The 15,911-nt window shown below is 67.3% G+C and carries 13 protein-coding genes; 9 read left to right on the forward strand and 4 right to left on the reverse strand.

Annotated features, from left to right (window positions below):
* Window positions 1-6: 6 nt before the first annotated feature.
* Window positions 7-759 carry an RlmE family RNA methyltransferase gene (locus EJJ38_RS18510; RefSeq protein WP_127091920.1) on the reverse strand — a complete coding sequence of 251 codons (753 nt, stop codon included), beginning with the start codon at window positions 757-759 and terminating at the stop codon, window positions 7-9.
* The gene (locus EJJ38_RS18515) at window positions 756-1,877 is read right to left on the reverse strand and encodes a Ppx/GppA phosphatase family protein (protein WP_127091921.1); all 1,122 of its coding nucleotides are present in this window, start codon (window positions 1,875-1,877) and stop codon (window positions 756-758) included. The genes EJJ38_RS18510 and EJJ38_RS18515 overlap by 4 nt, the downstream gene beginning before the upstream one ends.
* 346 nt (window positions 1,878-2,223) lie before the next feature.
* Here EJJ38_RS18515 and EJJ38_RS18520 point away from each other — a divergent pair, with 346 nt between their 5' ends.
* Window positions 2,224-2,586, forward strand: a complete 363-nt coding sequence (locus EJJ38_RS18520; protein ID WP_127091922.1) for a hypothetical protein — start codon at window positions 2,224-2,226, stop codon at window positions 2,584-2,586.
* Here the strand turns inward: EJJ38_RS18520 and pncB are convergent, their stop codons facing one another.
* The gene (pncB, locus tag EJJ38_RS18525; RefSeq protein ID WP_127091923.1) at window positions 2,587-3,879 is read right to left on the reverse strand and encodes a nicotinate phosphoribosyltransferase; all 1,293 of its coding nucleotides are present in this window, start codon (window positions 3,877-3,879) and stop codon (window positions 2,587-2,589) included. It abuts the gene before it with no gap.
* A 333-nt stretch (window positions 3,880-4,212) separates the two neighbouring features.
* Here pncB and EJJ38_RS18530 point away from each other — a divergent pair, with 333 nt between their 5' ends.
* From EJJ38_RS18530 to EJJ38_RS18555, 6 genes are all read left to right on the forward strand, one after another.
* Window positions 4,213-5,685 carry a GGDEF domain-containing protein gene (locus tag EJJ38_RS18530; protein ID WP_164738573.1) on the forward strand — a complete coding sequence of 491 codons (1,473 nt, stop codon included), beginning with the start codon at window positions 4,213-4,215 and terminating at the stop codon, window positions 5,683-5,685.
* Between the two features lie 114 nt (window positions 5,686-5,799).
* Entirely contained in the window at window positions 5,800-7,575 is a 1,776-nt protein-coding gene (gene gcl, locus EJJ38_RS18535) for a glyoxylate carboligase (protein WP_127091925.1), read from the forward strand.
* A 253-nt stretch (window positions 7,576-7,828) separates the two neighbouring features.
* Complete coding sequence (hyi, locus tag EJJ38_RS18540; protein ID WP_127091926.1) at window positions 7,829-8,605, forward strand: hydroxypyruvate isomerase; 777 nt, start codon at window positions 7,829-7,831, stop codon at window positions 8,603-8,605.
* Window positions 8,606-8,772: 167 nt separating this feature from the next.
* Complete coding sequence (locus tag EJJ38_RS18545) at window positions 8,773-9,660, forward strand: 2-hydroxy-3-oxopropionate reductase (RefSeq protein ID WP_127091927.1); 888 nt, start codon at window positions 8,773-8,775, stop codon at window positions 9,658-9,660.
* Between the two features lie 156 nt (window positions 9,661-9,816).
* A complete protein-coding gene (gene pyk / locus EJJ38_RS18550; protein ID WP_127091928.1) occupies window positions 9,817-11,316 on the forward strand; it encodes a pyruvate kinase in 1,500 nt (499 codons plus the stop codon).
* Between the two features lie 181 nt (window positions 11,317-11,497).
* Window positions 11,498-11,962, forward strand: a complete 465-nt coding sequence (locus EJJ38_RS18555; RefSeq protein WP_127091929.1) for a CYTH domain-containing protein — start codon at window positions 11,498-11,500, stop codon at window positions 11,960-11,962.
* Window positions 11,963-12,125: 163 nt separating this feature from the next.
* Here the strand turns inward: EJJ38_RS18555 and EJJ38_RS18560 are convergent, their stop codons facing one another.
* Complete coding sequence (locus EJJ38_RS18560; RefSeq protein ID WP_127091930.1) at window positions 12,126-14,516, reverse strand: transketolase; 2,391 nt, start codon at window positions 14,514-14,516, stop codon at window positions 12,126-12,128.
* Window positions 14,517-14,646: 130 nt separating this feature from the next.
* Here EJJ38_RS18560 and EJJ38_RS18565 point away from each other — a divergent pair, with 130 nt between their 5' ends.
* Both EJJ38_RS18565 and EJJ38_RS18570 read left to right on the forward strand, forming a co-directional pair.
* On the forward strand, window positions 14,647-15,108 hold the full coding sequence (locus EJJ38_RS18565) for an Lrp/AsnC family transcriptional regulator (RefSeq protein ID WP_127091931.1): 462 nt from the start codon (window positions 14,647-14,649) through the stop codon (window positions 15,106-15,108).
* Between the two features lie 150 nt (window positions 15,109-15,258).
* The gene (locus tag EJJ38_RS18570; RefSeq protein ID WP_127091932.1) at window positions 15,259-15,906 is read left to right on the forward strand and encodes a hypothetical protein; all 648 of its coding nucleotides are present in this window, start codon (window positions 15,259-15,261) and stop codon (window positions 15,904-15,906) included.
* Window positions 15,907-15,911 lie beyond the last annotated feature (5 nt).

Here is a 15,911-nt window from a genome sequence, read left to right on the forward strand (position 1 = left end):
GGCCCGTCAGGCCGTCTCGGGCGCCGCGGTCTCGTCCGCCTCATCGGCGGCATCGTCCTTCGCCGGGCGCGCGCGGCCCCGGAAGCCAGTGGCGAGCACGTAAAGCTCCGCCGAATCCGCGCGGCTCGCGGCAGGCTTCAGGTGCTTCACCTGGGCGAAGTCCTGCTTCAGGTTCGTCAGGAGGCTGCCCTCCGTGCCCCCCTGAATCACCTTGGCGACGAACGCCCCACCCGGCGCCAGCACATCGCGGGCGAACTCGGCGGCAAGCTCCACCAGCGCCACGATCTTCAGATGGTCCGTGGCCCGATGGCCCGTGGCATTGGCCGCCATGTCGGACATGACAAGATCGGCCTGCCCCTGGAGCATCTCCATGAGGCGGCGCGGGGCATCCTCGTCGAGGAAGTCCATCTGCGCGAAGGTGACGCCGGGAACCGGGTCCATCTCCAACAGGTCGATGGCGACGATCTTGCCCTTGCCCTCCTCCAGGCCGATGCGCTGGGCCGCCACCTGGCTCCAGCCGCCCGGCGCGGCGCCGAGATCCACCACCCGCATGCCGCGCTTCAGGATATGGACCTTGTCGTTCATCTCGATGAGCTTGAACGCGGCGCGCGAGCGCCATCCCTCGCGCTTGGCGCGCACCACATAGGGATCGTTCAGCTGGCGCTGAAGCCATTTCTGGGAGGAGGTGGTGCGCCCGCGCGCGGTCTTCACGCGGACTTTGAGGGGGCGGCCGTCCGGGCCTTTGGTCGAAGTGCTCATGGGGTGGGCTCCATGGCGGCGGAGGGCCCGGCCGTACGGCGCCAGACGCCGTCGGCGCGCATGAGCTGCACGAGCATGCCCTCGCGCAGGCCACGGTCCGCCACCCGCAGGCGATCAGTGGGAAAAGCTTCGCGCACGGCTTCCATGATGGCGCAGCCGGCGAGCACGAGATCGGCGCGCTGGGCGCCGATGCAGGGATTGGAGACGCGCTCCTCGAACGACATGCCCACCAGTTGGTCCACCACCCGGTTGATGTCCTGCGCGCGCAGCCACGCGCCGTCCACGCGGGTGCGGTCATAGCGCTGGAGGCCGAGATGGATGCCGGCCACGGTGGTCACCGTGCCGGACGTGCCCAGAAGATGCATGCGGCCGGGCGCCCGAAGGCCCCAGCTCTGGCGGACCCCGTCCAGGCGCTCGGCCACTTCGGCCACCATGGCGTCGAACAGCTCGCGGGAGACCTTGACCCCGCCGTGACGCTCGGCGAGCGAGACCACACCGGTGGGAAGCGAGGCCCAGGAGCGGATGCGGGCGCGGGGCGGCCCTTCGTCGCCCGCCGCCCGGCGGCCGAGCCAGACCACTTCCGTGGAGCCGCCGCCGATATCGAACAGGATGGCGCCGTCGCAGGTGGGATCCACCAAGGGCGCGCAGCCGGCAGCGGCGAGGGACGCCTCGGTGCGCCGGTCCACGATCTCAAGGCGCAGGCCCGTGCGCTCTTCCACCTTGGCGCGAAACTCCATGCCGTTCGCGGCGGCGCGGCAGGCTTCGGTGGCGATGATGCGGGCGCGCGTGACGCCCCGTGCGGCGATCTTGCCCGCGCAGATGTCCAGGGCACCCAGCGCCCGCTCCATGGCGGCCGCGCCCAACTGCCCGCTGGCGGCGACCCCCTCGCCCAGGCGCACGATGCGCGAGAAGGCATCGATCACGCGAAAGGAGCGGCCGGTGGGACGGGCCACGAGAAGGCGGCAATTATTGGTGCCGAGATCGACGGCGGCATAGACGCGCTCGTCCCGCGCACCCGGTCCGGGGGCGACGGCAGCCTCCGCCCCCTGGGATGCGCGGGGGCGATTCTGGCCCGACGGCGCCGGATCCCTGCAGGATCCGAGCGTCTCGTCCCTCATCTCAATCCCCTTGTCACCCGGCTCGGCGCCATACGGGCACACGGATTCCAGGCTCACATTGCTAAAATTCGCGACGAGTGTAGCAGGCGGGCCGTGGGGCGCAATCCATTGCCTAACCCTCCGTTCACCACGTTGCGTGACCACCCGCCCACGGCAAGGGTTGGGAAAGGAGCGTCCGGCCACTCTCAGGGGGGTGATACGGGAGCCTGATCTTACCGTGGCGAAGCGGATACCGGCTTCGGCATGGGGGTGAAACGCTCTCCATCAATGTTTCAGGGGCTGGTTCTCCGGTGAGGTTGCTTCAACCGGATCGGATCGGTCTCCGGGCGGGCCTTGGGACAGAGCGATGATTTCTGCGGATATGGTGGAGCGGATGGCCAAGGGCGCGCACACGGCGGCGCGGGAGCGCTACCCGCTGCTTGAGCCCTGGGACCGCCTCAGCCTGGACCGCCGGGCCTATCAATGCGCGCTCATGGCGAAGGCCCTGTCCACCCTCACTGCCCGCGACGTGCTGGGCCTTGCCAATTGCGTGCCGGAAGTGGTGGTGCTCCCGGCCGAGCCGAGCCCCTTCGCCCTTGCCGAACTGCAGGAGGCAGCCATCGGCGACAGCGGCACGGTGACCGACGCCAAGCGCCGCTACCGCTCGCTCCTCTCGGTCGCCGCGCGCCCACTGCGCCAGCGCGTCGGCCTGCCCGGCGGGGCGGGCTGATCACACCATGGTGCGCCGGGCCACCTGCGGCCCCACATTGAACACGCGCTTGTAGCGCTCCACCTCGTCCGGCGGCCCCATGGCCTTGGTGGGATTGTCGGAGAGCTTCACGGCCGGATGGCCGTTGGCCGAAATCACCTTGCAGACGATGGAGATGGGGTCGAGCGCCCCGTCCGGCGCAAGGCCCCGGAAATCGTTGGTGAGCAAAGTACCCCAGCCGAAGCCCAGGCGCATGCGGCCGGAGAAGCGGGCATTGATGCGCGCCAGCTCCTCCACATCCAGCCCGTCTGAGAAGATGGCCAGCTTCTCGCGCGGGTCCTGGCCGCGGGCGCGCCACCAGGCGATGGCTTCCTCCCCGCCCTCCAGCGGATCCTTGCTGTCGATGCGGATGCCGGTCCAACTGTCCAGCCATGCGGGCGCATTGGCGAGGAAGCCGGTGGTGCCGAACGTGTCGGGCAGCATGATCCGCAGATTGCCGTCATACTCCTCCTGCCAGTCCGCCAGCACCTGATAGGGCGACCAGCTCAGTTCCTGCTCGGACCGCGAGAGCGCGGCATAGACCATGGGCAGCTCATGGGCATTGGTGCCCGCCGCCTCCACTTCCCGGCGCATGGCGATGAGGCAGTTGGAGGTGCCCAGGAACGTCTCGCCCAGCCCCTCGATAAGTGCCTGGATGCACCAGTCCTGCCACAGGAAGCCGTGGCGGCGGCGGGTGCCGAAATCGGCGACGTTCACCTGGCCCAGCGTCTTCAGGAAGGCGATCTTTTCCCACACCCGGGACATGGCCCGCGCATAGAGGATCTGCAGCTCGAACTTGCCCAGGCCCTTGAGCACCGCGCGCGAGCGCAGCTCGTTGATGATGGCGAGGGCCGGGATTTCCCACATGGTGGTTTCCACCCAGGGGCCCTCGAAGGTCAGCTCATATTGCCCGTCCCGCTTCTCCAGATGGTAGGCGGGGAACCGGAAGCGCTCCAGCCACGCCACATAGTCGGGCGAGAACATCTGGCGCTTGCCGTAGAACATGTTGCCGCGCAGCCAGGTGGACTCGCCCCGGGTCAGCGACAGGGTGCGCACATGGTCCAGCTGCTCGCGCAATTCGCCCACGTCGATGATCTCGGCGAGGCGCACATGGCTTGAGCGATTGTGGATGCCGAAGGTCACCTGCACGGCCGGATGGCGGCGATGGATCGCCTGGCCCATGAGGAGCTTGTAGAAGTCCGTGTCGAGAACCGACCGGACGATGGGATCGATCTTCCACGTATGATTGTAAACGCGGGCCGCAATATCGATCATGACCATATCCCAGGGACCATCCCGGGCAACCGGCGGGTGCCGCCGGCCCGGCCGGGCGGCCTGCCAACCGAATCGGCTCCACATTGGCGCAGCCGGGGCTCCGGGGGAACCGCCTCCCCCGCGCCATTTTCGTTTTGACATATCAGCGGACAGGCCCCGCGCCTATCGGCTCCGGCGGCAGGAGTGCAAAAAAGCGCCGGTTCGGCGGGCGGTATCCGGCGGATCAAATAATCCTCGGCTGAGATGACACGAAATGATAAGGGGTGGCGCCTTTTCGAAAATCTTGACCGAGGGGAAGGGGTCAGTTTGGCGCGGCGCGGCGGGGATACGCAGGTGACGAAAGAGCAAGACGCCCACGCCGCAAGCCGGCGGGACGGGGCGGAGTCTCTGCGTGCGCTTCGCGAATTGCTGAACCTCGACGATGTCTGCCTCGAAGCTCTTTACGATGCTTATCTCGATACCGCGAGGCGGGTTTTCGGCCTGCGGACCGGCGTCGTCGGGGCGATCGAGGGCGACGCCATGGTCTTCCTGTGCGTGCGCTCGGACGTGCCCGTTCCATTCCTGGAAGGCGCGTCGCGCCCGCTGGACACGCTGTTCGTGTCCCTCGCTCTGAAGCAGCATACCAGCCTGCTGTGCCACCATATCGCAGCCCATGAGAGCCTGCGGGCCCACCCCATCTATCTGGAAGGCAACTTCGAGACCTATGCCGCCGCCCCCATCCGCGTGGGCAGCACGATCTTCGGCGTGCTGAGCCTGCTCGATCCCGAGCCGCGCGACCGGCCATTCGACGAAGCGGACCGCGCCTTCCTGGAACTCCTGGCCGACACGCTGGGGCGCGCCATCGAGCGCGCGGGGCTGGAAACGCGGCGGCGGGAAGCCGAGACGAAGCGGCGCGAGGCCAACGTCATGTTCAGCGCCGCCTTCGCCAACGCCCCCATCGGCATGGCGCTGGTGGGCCTGGACGGCCACCTGCTGGAGGTCAACAAGGCCGCCTGCGCCCTGTTCGGCTACAGCGAGGCGGAACTCCTGAAGCTGGATTTCCAGTCCATCACCTATCCCGCCGACCTCCCGGGGGACCTGGAGATGGTGCAAGCGCTGCTGGCCGGGAAGGCCAAGGACTACCAGATCGAGAAGCGCTATGTGCGGCCCGGCGGCGAGGTGGTCTGGGCCCAGCTCAACGCCACGCTCGTGCGGTTCGAGGACGGCACGCCCCGCTGCTTCGTCTCGCAGATCCAGGACATCAGCACCCGGCGCTCCATGAGCGCGGAACTGGCGGTGCGGCAGGCGGAGCTGGAGGAAGCCAACAGCAAGCTGCTCCAGCTCGCCGCGCACGATCCCCTGACCGGCACGCTCAACCGCCGCGCCTTGCGCCAGCGGCTGGACGCCGACATGCAGGACGCCCAGCGCACCGGCGCGCCGCTGGGTTTCATCATGGTCGATGTGGACCACTTCAAAGCCTACAACGACGCCCACGGCCATCTGGAAGGGGACTTCGCCCTGAAGGTGGTGGCGCAATGCCTCATGACCGCCGCGCGGGAGAGCGACGCGGTGGGCCGGTTCGGCGGCGAGGAATTCCTGCTGGTCCTGCCCAACACTTCGGAAACCGATGCGAAGAGCGTCGCCGAGCGGCTGCTGAAGCGCATCGCCGCCTCCCGCGATTTGCGCTGGCCGCTCACGGTGAGCGCCGGCGTCCATGTGCTGCGCACCCATGGGGAGCATGTGGCCATCGACCGCCCCATCGCGCGGGCGGACGAAGCGCTCTACCGCGCCAAGCAGAACGGACGGAACCGGGTGGAAGTGGCCTGAGCGGCCTCCCCTGCGATTGTTTCCATTTTGGAACGAATGTACTTCCAATTCTTGCCATAGAAGCAATTACGGTCCGGGCGTATCCCTCTTGAAAAGCAATTTCGGGAGGAAGCCATGGCTCGCATGCGTGCCGTCGATGCGGCGGTCCGGGTTCTGGAAAAGGAAGGCATCACTTGTGCCTTCGGTGTTCCGGGCGCGGCAATCAATCCGCTCTATTCCGCGCTGAAGCTGCGCGGCTCCGTCCGCCATGTCCTGGCGCGCCACGTTGAAGGCGCCTCGCACATGGCCGAGGGCTACACGCGCGCCGTCGCTGGCAATATCGGCGTGTGCATCGGCACGTCCGGCCCGGCGGGCACGGACATGATCACCGGCCTCTATTCGGCCCAGGCGGATTCCATTCCGATCCTGTGCATCACCGGCCAGGCGCCCCGCGCCCGCCTCTACAAGGAAGACTTCCAGGCGGTGGACATCGAATCCATCGCCAAGCCCGTCACCAAGTGGGCGGTCACGGTGCGCGAGCCCGCGCTCGTCCCCATGGTGTTCCAGCAGGCCTTCCACGTCATGCGTTCCGGCCGCCCCGGCCCGGTGCTCATCGACCTGCCGGTGGATGTCCAGTTGGCCGAGATCGAGTTTGACGAGGACACCTACGCCCCCCTGCCCGCCTACAAGCCCAAGGCCACCCGCGCCCAGGCAGAAAAGGCGCTCTCCTTCCTGCTGGACAGCAAGAAGCCGCTGATCGTGGCGGGCGGCGGCATCATCAATGCGGACGCCGCCGACCTGCTGGTGGAACTCGCGGAAGTGACGGGCGTGCCGGTCATCCCCACCCTCATGGGCTGGGGCACCATTCCCGACGACCACCCGCTCATGGCGGGCATGTGCGGCCTCCAGACCTCGCACCGCTACGGCAACGCCAACATGCTGGCGTCCGACTTCGTGCTGGGCATCGGCAATCGCTGGGCGAACCGCCATACGGGCTCGGTGGAGGTCTACACCAAGGGCCGCAAGTTCGTGCATGTGGACATCGAGCCCACCCAGATCGGCCGCGTCTTCGGCCCCGATTTCGGCGTGGTCTCCGACGCCAAGGCGGCGCTGGAACTGTTCGTCGCCATCGCCAAGGAGTGGAAGGCGGCGGGCAAGCTGCCCGACTATTCCGACTGGGCGGACGAATGCCTCGCGCGCAAGCAGAGCCTCCAGCGCAAGTCGCATTTCGACAATGTGCCGCTCAAGCCCCAGCGGGTCTATGAGGAGATGAACGAGGCGTTCGGCCGCGACGTGACCTATGTCACCACCATCGGCCTCTCGCAGATTGCGGGCGCGCAGTTCCTGAACGTCTATGAGCCCCGCAACTGGATCAATTGCGGACAGGCCGGCCCGCTCGGCTGGACGCTGCCAGCCGCCCTCGGCGTGCGCGCCGCGCGGCCCGACGCGAAGATCGTGGCGCTCTCGGGCGATTACGACTTCCAGTTCATGATCGAGGAACTGGCGGTGGGCGCCCAGCACAAGCTGCCCTACCTCCATGTGGTCGTGAACAATTCCTATCTCGGCCTGATCCGCCAGGCCCAGCGCGGCTTCGAGATGGACTTCGAGGTGTCGCTCGCCTTCGACAACATCAATTCGGAGGAAGCGGGCGGCTATGGCGTGGACCATGTGGCGGTGGCCGAGGGCCTCGGCTGCAAGGCCATCCGGGTGCGCACGCCCAACGAGTTCAAGGACGCCTTCGCCCATGCCGAGACGCTCATGAAGGAGCATCAGGTGCCGGTGGTGGTGGAGTTCATCCTGGAGCGGGTGACCAACATCGCCATGGGCGTGGAGATCGACAAGATCAACGAGTTTGAAGAGATTCTCGACCTGCCCGTCGAGAAGGTCCGGCAGCCCGAGCCGGCGGAGTGACCTCCCCTCCGGACATTGGGTAAACTAGAGTGCGATCATCCCATATCGAAGCAAAGCCTTGCTTCGATATGGGATGTGAATCGCTCTCTCGATAAATGAGAGGCTGATTCACCGATCAGGTTTATTCAACCTGATCGGATCAGGCTCTAACCCTCCGGCCATCAGCCGGAGGGTTCTTCGCGACCGGCCGTCTGCCGGCGCGGCGCATCCAACATCAGGCCAAAAACCAAGGCTCAGCCAAGCGGAGAGGTGAATGCCCAAGTTCGCTGCCAATCTGACCATGCTCTGGAACGAGATCGACTTCCTCGATCGGTTCGAGAAAGCCGCCAAGGCCGGCTTCACGGGCGTGGAATATCTGTTTCCCTATGCCTATCCGGCCGAACAGCTGAAAGAGAAGCTGGAGAAGAACGGCCTGACCCAGGCGCTCCATAACCTGCCCGCCGGCGACTGGGCGGGCGGCGAGCGGGGCCTCGCTGTGCTTCCCGACCGGGTGGGCGAGTTCCAGGACAGCGTGGGCAAGGCCATCGACTATGCGAAGGTGCTGGGCACCCAGACGCTCAACGTGCTGGTCGGCCTCACCCCCAAGGACGTGCCCGCCGAGAAGGTGCACGAGACGCTGGTGTCGAACCTGAAGTTCGCCGCCGCCGAGCTGAAGAAGGCGGGCATCCCCTTCGTGGCCGAGGCCATCAACACCCGCGACATTCCCGGCTTCCACCTCACCGGCACCAAGCAGTCCATGGCGCTGTTCGACGAGGTGGGCGCGGACGACATCTTCCTGCAGTACGACATTTATCACATGCAGATCATGGAGGGTGACCTCACCCCCACGCTGCGCGCGCTCATGCCCCGCATCAAGCACATCCAGCTTGCGGACAATCCGGGCCGCGGCGAGCCCGGCACGGGCGAGATCAATTATCCCTTCGTGCTCAAGGCCATCGACGATGCCGGCTACACCGGCTGGGTGGGCGCCGAATACAAGCCGAAGACCACCACCGATGCCGGCCTCGGCTGGCTCGATACCTATCGCTGAGCATCAGGGCGGCGCGCCCCGCGCGGGGCGCGCCGCACATCTCGCCACGTACCGGCATCGGGAACACCCGAGGCCGGTGGGCGCCCCCCACACGGGCGCGCCGTCCATCCCCCGCCGGGCAACATCCGGCCGGGCCGTCAAAAACAGATAGCGCTGGAGGCACGCACATGAATGTGGGTTTCATCGGTCTCGGCATCATGGGCACCCCCATGGCCGGCCATCTCATCGACGCCGGTCACACGCTCTTCCTGCATGACGTGGTGAAGGTGCCCGCCGAGCTGACGGCCAAGGGCGCCACCGCCTGCGCCTCCTCCGCCGAAGTGGCGAAGAGTGCCGATGTGATCATCCTCATGGTGCCGGACACGCCCCATGTGGACGAGGCCCTGTTCGGCGCGAACGGCGTCGCGGAAGGGCTTTCGGCGGGCAAGATCGTGGTGGACATGAGCTCCATCTCCCCCGTGGCCACCAAGGGCTTCGCGGAAAAGATCAACGCGCTGGGCTGCGACTATCTGGACGCGCCGGTCTCCGGCGGCGACGTGGGCGCCAAGGCCGCCTCCCTGACCATCATGGTGGGCGGGCCGGAGGGCGCGTTCGAGACCGTGAAGCCGCTGTTCGAGAAGATGGGCAAGAACATCACGCTGGTGGGCGGAAACGGCGATGGGCAGACCACCAAGGTCGCCAACCAGATCATCGTCGCTCTGACCATCGAGGCGGTGGGCGAGGCGCTGCTGTTCGCGTCCAAGGCGGGCGCGGACCCGGCCAAGGTGCGCCAGGCGCTCATGGGCGGCTTCGCCAATTCGCGCATCCTCGAAGTGCATGGCGAGCGGATGGTGAAGCGCAATTTCGCGCCCGGCTTCCGCATCGAGCTGCACCAGAAGGACCTGAACCTCGCTCTGTCCTCGGCGCGGGCGCTCGGCCTGTCCCTGCCCAACACCGCCACGGCCCAGGAATTGTTCAATTCCGTGGCCGCCCATGGCGGGGGGAAGCTGGACCATTCCGGCATGGTGAAGGCACTGGAACTGCTGGGCAACCACACGGTCGCCCCCGACGCCTGAGCCCCACGTCATCCGCACGACATCCCCCCTCTCCCGCTTGCGGGGGAGGACTGGGGAGGAGAAACGGCCGCAACCGTGAATGCCTGTCGCGCGAATGACTGCATTCACGGGTATAAGTGACGCAACGCCAAAAGGGCCATCAAAGGGAGGAAAGCCATGACCATCCGACGCAACAGGTCCACCAAGATCGTTGCCACCGTAGGTCCCGCCTCCAACAGCGCGGAAAAGCTCCGTGCCCTGTTCCTGGCCGGCGTCGATGTCTTCCGGCTCAATTTCAGCCACGGCACCCAGGCCGACCACGGCACGGTCATCGACCGCATCCGCGCGCTGGAAACCGACACGGGCCGCCCCATCGGCATCATCGCGGACCTGCAGGGCCCGAAGCTGCGCCTCGGCCGCTTCACCGAGGGCGCCATCACCTTCGCGCCCGGCAAGGTGCTGCGGTTCGACGCGGAAGTGGAGCGGCTGGGTGACGAGAGCCGCGTGCCCATTCCCCACCCGGACATCATCGAGGCCCTGACGCTCGGCTCCACGGTGCTGTGCGACGACGGCAAGGTGCGCCTGAAGGTGGTGGGCAAGGGACCGGGCTGGCTGGACGCGGAAGTCATCAGCGGCACGCGCCTGTCCAACAACAAGGGCTTCAACATCCCGGACGTGCTGCTGCCCCTCTCCCCGCTGACCCCGAAGGACCATGCGGACCTGCTGTTCGCCCTGTCCAAGGGCGTGGAATGGATCGCGCTCTCCTTCGTCCAGCGGCCCGAGGACATCCACGAGGCCCGCGCCATCATCGGCGACCGGGCGGCGGTGATGCTGAAGATGGAGAAGCCCGCCGCGGTAGAGCATCTCACCGAGCTGGTGCAACTCTCCGACGCCATCATGGTGGCGCGCGGCGATCTCGGCGTGGAACTCTCTTTGCCGGAAGTGCCCGCCATCCAGAAGCGCATGATCGCGGAATCGCGCCGCTTCGGCCGCCCGGTCATCGTCGCCACCCAGATGCTGGAAAGCATGATCACGGCGCCCGTGCCCACCCGCGCGGAAGTCTCGGATGTGGCCACCGCCGTCTATGAGGGCGCGGACTGCGTGATGCTCTCCGCCGAGAGCGCCGCCGGACAATATCCGGTGGAAGCGGTGGCCTTCATGGACGAGATCATCCGCCATGTGGAGCGCGACCCCGGCTATCGCCGCACGCTGGACGCCATGCCCGCGCCCAGCGGTACGGGCATCGGCGACGCGGTGATCAAGGCCGCCACCCAGACCGCCACCGCCGTGGGCGCCAAGGCGCTGGTGGCCTATACGCTGTCGGGCACCACGGGCCTGCGCGCCGCGCGCGAGCGGCCCGCCCAGCCCATCCTCGGCATCACCAGCCGCATCGAGACCGCCCGCCGCCTCGCCCTCTCTTATGCCGTGCACGCCGTGCACGCCCCGCAGGACATCCATTCCTTCGGCGAGATGGTGGACAATGCGGTGCGCATCGCGGTGCATGAGGGGCTGGGCACGCCGGGCGACCGGCTCGCCATCACGGCCGGGGTGCCCTTCGCCCGTCCGGGCACCACCAATATCCTGCGCGTCACCATCATCGGCGACACCGATCCGCCCAGCAAACACGACGTGGAGCTGGACGTGGCCCCGCCACCCCGCGTGCGGGAACCGGCCTGACCCACCCCGGTAGGTTCACCGGCCGTCCGCAACCGGACGACGGTGAGAACAGCGCGGCGCCCCCACCGGGCGCCGCTGACCACCATTGGGAAAAAATACGGTGCGCCAGCGGCATTTTTCGCTTCCCCGCGCCGCGCGGGCACGCCAGAGATAGGCGGTTCGCGTCGCGTGGAAGGCGTTCATGGCTGTCGAAATCGAGCGGAAGTTCCTGGTCGCGTCCGATGCGTGGCGTGAGGGCGCGAAGGGGCAACGTTTCCGGCAGGGCTATCTGTGCGTGTCCACGGATGCCACGGTGCGCGTGCGCCACGCAGGCGAGCGCGCCTATCTCACGGTGAAGGGCGCCACCTCCGGCATCTCCCGCGCCGAGTTCGAATATGAGATCCCCCCCGCCGACGCGGAGGTGATGCTTCGGGACCATTGCCTGAAGCCGCTCATCGAGAAGACCCGCTACGAGGTATCGTTCGCCGGCAAGCTCTGGACCGTGGACGTCTTCGAGGGCGAGAATGACGGCCTGATCGTCGCCGAGGTGGAACTGGTGCACGGCGCGGAGGTGGTGGACCTTCCGCCCTGGATCGGCGAGGAAGTCACCGACGATCCCCGCTACCGCAATTCCGCGCTCATCAGCGCCCCCATCACCGGCAAGTGACATCGACGGCGCCGGGCTTTGCCCGTGGCCGTGGGCCTTCCGTCCTTAGCACCCGTCATGCCCGGGCTTGTCCCGGGTATCCACGCCTCTGGGTCGAGCGCGCACCCGGCCGAACCCCGTGGATGGCCGGGACAAGCCCGACCATGACGGTGGTAGGTCCGGGCTAAAGCGCGCGCAGGTGGCGCACCGGGCGGCCGGGGGCGATGGACTGGGCGGCAGAGACGATGGCCGCCGTGTCGATGCCGTGGTGCCGGTAGAGGTCGTGAAGCGTTCCGGTCTGGCCGAAATGCTCCACGCCCAGCGCCCGCGTGCGATGGCCGAGCACCGAGCCGAGCCAGCCGAGCGTCGCGGGGTGGCCGTCCAACACCGTCACGAGACCGCAATGGCGCGGCAGCGGCGCCAGCAGGCGCTCCACATGGCTCATGGCGTCCCAGTGCCCCGCCTCCCGCGCCCGCGCGGCGGCGGTCCAGCCGGCATTGAGCCGGTCGGCGGAGGTGACCATGAGCAGCCCCACGTCCCGCCGGTCCTCCGCCATGAGGCCCACCGCCGCGATGGCCTCCGGCGCCACCGCGCCCTGCACGGCCACCACCACCTCGCAATTGGGGCCGGGCTCGCGCAGCCAATAGGCACCGTCCACCATGTGGCGACGCTGAAGGTCGGTGAAGCTCCGCGCGGGCTGCTCCAGGGTGCGGGTGGACAGGCGCAGATAGACCGAGCCGCCGGTCTCGTCGCGCAGCCAGTTGCGCGCATCGGGCTCGGCATCGCCGTCGCGCTGCACATAGTCGAAGGCGAAGCCCATGAGCACGGCCAGCTCGTCCACGAAGGCGGGCTCGAACGAGGCGAGGCCGTCCTGCGCCATGCCGATGAGCGGCGTGGAGATGGACTGGTGCGCCCCGCCCTCCGGCGCCAGCGTGATGCCCGAGGGCGTCGCCACCAGAATGAAGCGGGCATCCTGGTAGCAGGCATAGTTCAGCGCATCGAGCCCCCGGCAGATGAAGGGGTCATAGAGCGTGCCCACGGGAATGAGCCGCGCGCCGAACAGGGAATGGGAGAGGCCGAACGCGGAGAGCATGAGGAACAGGTTCATCTCGGCGATGCCCAGCTCCATGTGCTGGCCGTCCGGCGAGAATTCCCAATTGAAGGTGGAGGGGATGCGCTCGCGCTTGAACACATCCGCCAGCTCCCGCTCGGCGAACAGGCCGCGCCGGTTCACCCAGGGGCCGAGATTGGTGGAGACCGTCACGTCCGGCGAGGTGGTGACGATCCGCGCGGCAAGGTCGCTGTCGCCCTTGGCGAGGTCCTGCAGGATGAGGCCGAACCCCGCTTGGGTGGAGAGGCTCGCATTGCGCGGAGGCTCCACCGGCGGCACGGGGAGCGCGGGCGCGGTGAAGCGGCGCGTGCCCTCGCGGCGGAACGGCACGTCTTTCAGGAAGGCGGACAATTGGGCGGGGGGCGTGGCGAGCCCCTCGAACAGGTCCCATTCATGGCCGGGGCGGATATTCATGGCGCCGCGCAGCGTGTCCATCTGCGTGGCGGTCATGAGGCCCGCATGATTGTCCTTGTGGCCCGCCAGCGGCAGGCCCGCGCCCTTCACCGTGTAGCAGAGGAAGCAGACCGGACGGTCATGGTCGATGCCGTCGAAGGCGTCGATGATGGTGGGCAAATCATGGCCGCCCAGATTGGTCATGAGCGCGGACAATTCCGCGTCCGAGCGGCGCGCCAGCAAAGCCGAGACTTCGCCCTGGTCGCCCAGATCGTCCATGAGGCGCTTGCGCCATGCGGCGCCGCCCTGGAAGGTCAGCGCTGAATATTCGGTGTTGGGGCAGGTATCGATCCAGGCCTTCAGCTTCTGGCCGCCCGGCTCGCGGAAGGCGGCTTGCTGGAGCGACCCGTATTTCAGGATCACCACCTGCCAGCCCATGGCCTCGAACAGGCCGATGAACCGCTCATAGAGTCCCTCGCGCACCACGGCGTCGAGGCTCTGGCGGTTATAGTCGATGATCCACCAGGTGTTGCGCAGATCGTGCTTCCAGCCCTCCAGCAGGGCCTCAAACACATTGCCCTCGTCCAGCTCCGCATCGCCCACCAGGGCGATCATCCGCCCTTCCGGCCGCTTCAGCAGGCCGTGGGCGCGCACATAGTCCTGGGCGAGGCTGGCGAACAGCGTCTGGGCGACGCCGAGGCCCACCGAGCCGGTGGAGAAGTCTACGTCGTCCGTGTCCTTGGTGCGGGAGGGATAGGACTGCGCGCCCTTGAAGGCACGGAACGCCTCCAGCTTCTCCCGCGTCTGCTGGCCCAGCAGATACTGGATGGCATGGAAGACCGGCGAGGCATGGGGCTTCACCGCCACCCGGTCCTGCGGCCGCAGGGTGTGGAAATAGAGAGCCGTCATGATGGTGGCGAGCGAGGCGGAGGAGGCCTGGTGGCCGCCCACCTTCAGCCCGTCCACGCTGTCGCGGAGATGGTTCGCGTTATGGATGGTCCAGCTCGCGAGCCAGAGCGCCTTGCGCTCCAAATCGGCGAGAATCTTCAGCGTGCGCGCATCGACGGCCATGACCGGCCTCCCCGGTTTTCTTATCCGCGCATCATAGCGCCGGGGATACGCACGAAATGCATCGATTTTTGCTGCCGCATCATTGAGTGCGCACTATCCTTGCGCAAACGAAGAACAGATTGGCAAGAACATGCAGATCGATGCCGTCGATCGCCGGATCCTCGCTTTTCTCCAGGAGGATGGCCGCATCAGCATTTCCGACCTTGCCGCCAAGGTCGGCCTCTCCCCCTCCCCGTGCCTGCGGCGGGTGCGGGCGCTGGAGGCATCGGGACTGATCGACCGCTATGTGGCGGTGCTGGACCAGCGGGCGGCGGGACTGCCGGTGAGCGTGTTCGTCTCCATCAAGCTGGAGCGCCAGCGCGAGGATGCGCTCGATGCCTTCGCGAACGCCATCCGGCGCTGGCCCGAAGTGCTGGAATGCTATCTCATGACCGGGCAGCGCGATTACCTGCTGCGGGTCGTGGTGGCCGACCTCGACAGCTATGAGCGCTTCCTGAAGACCAAGCTGACCCGCGTGGAGGGGATCGCCTCCATCGAAAGCTCCTTCGCGCTGGAGCAGGTGAAATATTCCAACGTGCTGCCCCTCGCCTGAGGCGATGGGACGCCAGCCTCGCGCAAGCTTCGCGTGCGATCATGAGCCATAGTTTTATTTTGATTTCCGAATTTTCAGTTGGCTCGTTTTGCCAATGCGTATCTGAAGAGATCGGATCAGGGTCCGCGACGAAACCGAAGCGAGGCGTTGATGATCACTCCCGTAGGCGCTGTCGGGAAGGTGGACGAAGCGTCCTCCGCCGCGAAGCCGTTGAACGATGACCTGCGCACCGCCCAGGCGGCCGCGACCTTCCTCCAGCAGGCTCCGGCCCTGGAGCCGATCCCGCCGGTCTATATCGGCGGCGACACCACCGTGGGCGACTTCATCTATAATTCCACGGGCCAGATCGACACCACGGCCCACCCCAGCGGCACCGTGTCCGTGCCGGGCGTCGGCGTTTTTCCCGGCCTGACGGACGCCTCCTACACGTCCAGCCCCGTGCGCTACGAGATCAAGGTGGGCGGCGTGCTGGTGGCGCGGGTCCATGACAACGGCGTCGTGGTGTCCGTGGAAGGCTTCGACTTCACGCGCATGGGCTTCCCCTCTTCGGAAGAGCGCGGGCAGTCGGGCTCCCAGGTGGCCGCCGGGCGCCTGGAGAAGCTGACCGCCTATCTTTCGGGCCTGCCCATGTCGTTCGATGTGACGGACGGGGCCGGAAACCTGCTGGCGGTCAACCCGGAAGGCCAGCCGGTCACGGCGCCGCACATCGTGGCGGAGAAGCAGATCACCCCCCTCGCCACGCCCTTCGGCACGGTGCTCCAGGAAAGCGTGCGCCTCACCCAGATCACCGGCGCCTGACGGAG

The sequence above is a fragment of the Aquabacter cavernae genome (genome assembly GCF_003993795.1).
Taxonomy (GTDB): domain Bacteria; phylum Pseudomonadota; class Alphaproteobacteria; order Rhizobiales; family Xanthobacteraceae; genus Aquabacter; species Aquabacter cavernae.

What these genes read in the sequence shown, in the direction of transcription:
- EJJ38_RS18510 (WP_127091920.1), bottom strand. Translation starts at nt 759, where the DNA reads ATGAGCACTTCGACCAAAGGCCCGGACGGCCGCCCCCTCAAAGTCCGC.
- gcl (WP_127091925.1), top strand. Translation starts at nt 5,800, where the DNA reads ATGGCTCGCATGCGTGCCGTCGATGCGGCGGTCCGGGTTCTGGAAAAG.
- EJJ38_RS18560 (WP_127091930.1), bottom strand. Translation starts at nt 14,516, where the DNA reads ATGGCCGTCGATGCGCGCACGCTGAAGATTCTCGCCGATTTGGAGCGC.
- EJJ38_RS18515 (WP_127091921.1), bottom strand. Translation starts at nt 1,877, where the DNA reads ATGAGGGACGAGACGCTCGGATCCTGCAGGGATCCGGCGCCGTCGGGC.
- EJJ38_RS18570 (WP_127091932.1), top strand. Translation starts at nt 15,259, where the DNA reads ATGATCACTCCCGTAGGCGCTGTCGGGAAGGTGGACGAAGCGTCCTCC.
- EJJ38_RS18555 (WP_127091929.1), top strand. Translation starts at nt 11,498, where the DNA reads ATGGCTGTCGAAATCGAGCGGAAGTTCCTGGTCGCGTCCGATGCGTGG.
- pyk (WP_127091928.1), top strand. Translation starts at nt 9,817, where the DNA reads ATGACCATCCGACGCAACAGGTCCACCAAGATCGTTGCCACCGTAGGT.
- EJJ38_RS18545 (WP_127091927.1), top strand. Translation starts at nt 8,773, where the DNA reads ATGAATGTGGGTTTCATCGGTCTCGGCATCATGGGCACCCCCATGGCC.
- hyi (WP_127091926.1), top strand. Translation starts at nt 7,829, where the DNA reads ATGCCCAAGTTCGCTGCCAATCTGACCATGCTCTGGAACGAGATCGAC.
- pncB (WP_127091923.1), bottom strand. Translation starts at nt 3,879, where the DNA reads ATGATCGATATTGCGGCCCGCGTTTACAATCATACGTGGAAGATCGAT.
- EJJ38_RS18520 (WP_127091922.1), top strand. Translation starts at nt 2,224, where the DNA reads ATGATTTCTGCGGATATGGTGGAGCGGATGGCCAAGGGCGCGCACACG.
- EJJ38_RS18565 (WP_127091931.1), top strand. Translation starts at nt 14,647, where the DNA reads ATGCAGATCGATGCCGTCGATCGCCGGATCCTCGCTTTTCTCCAGGAG.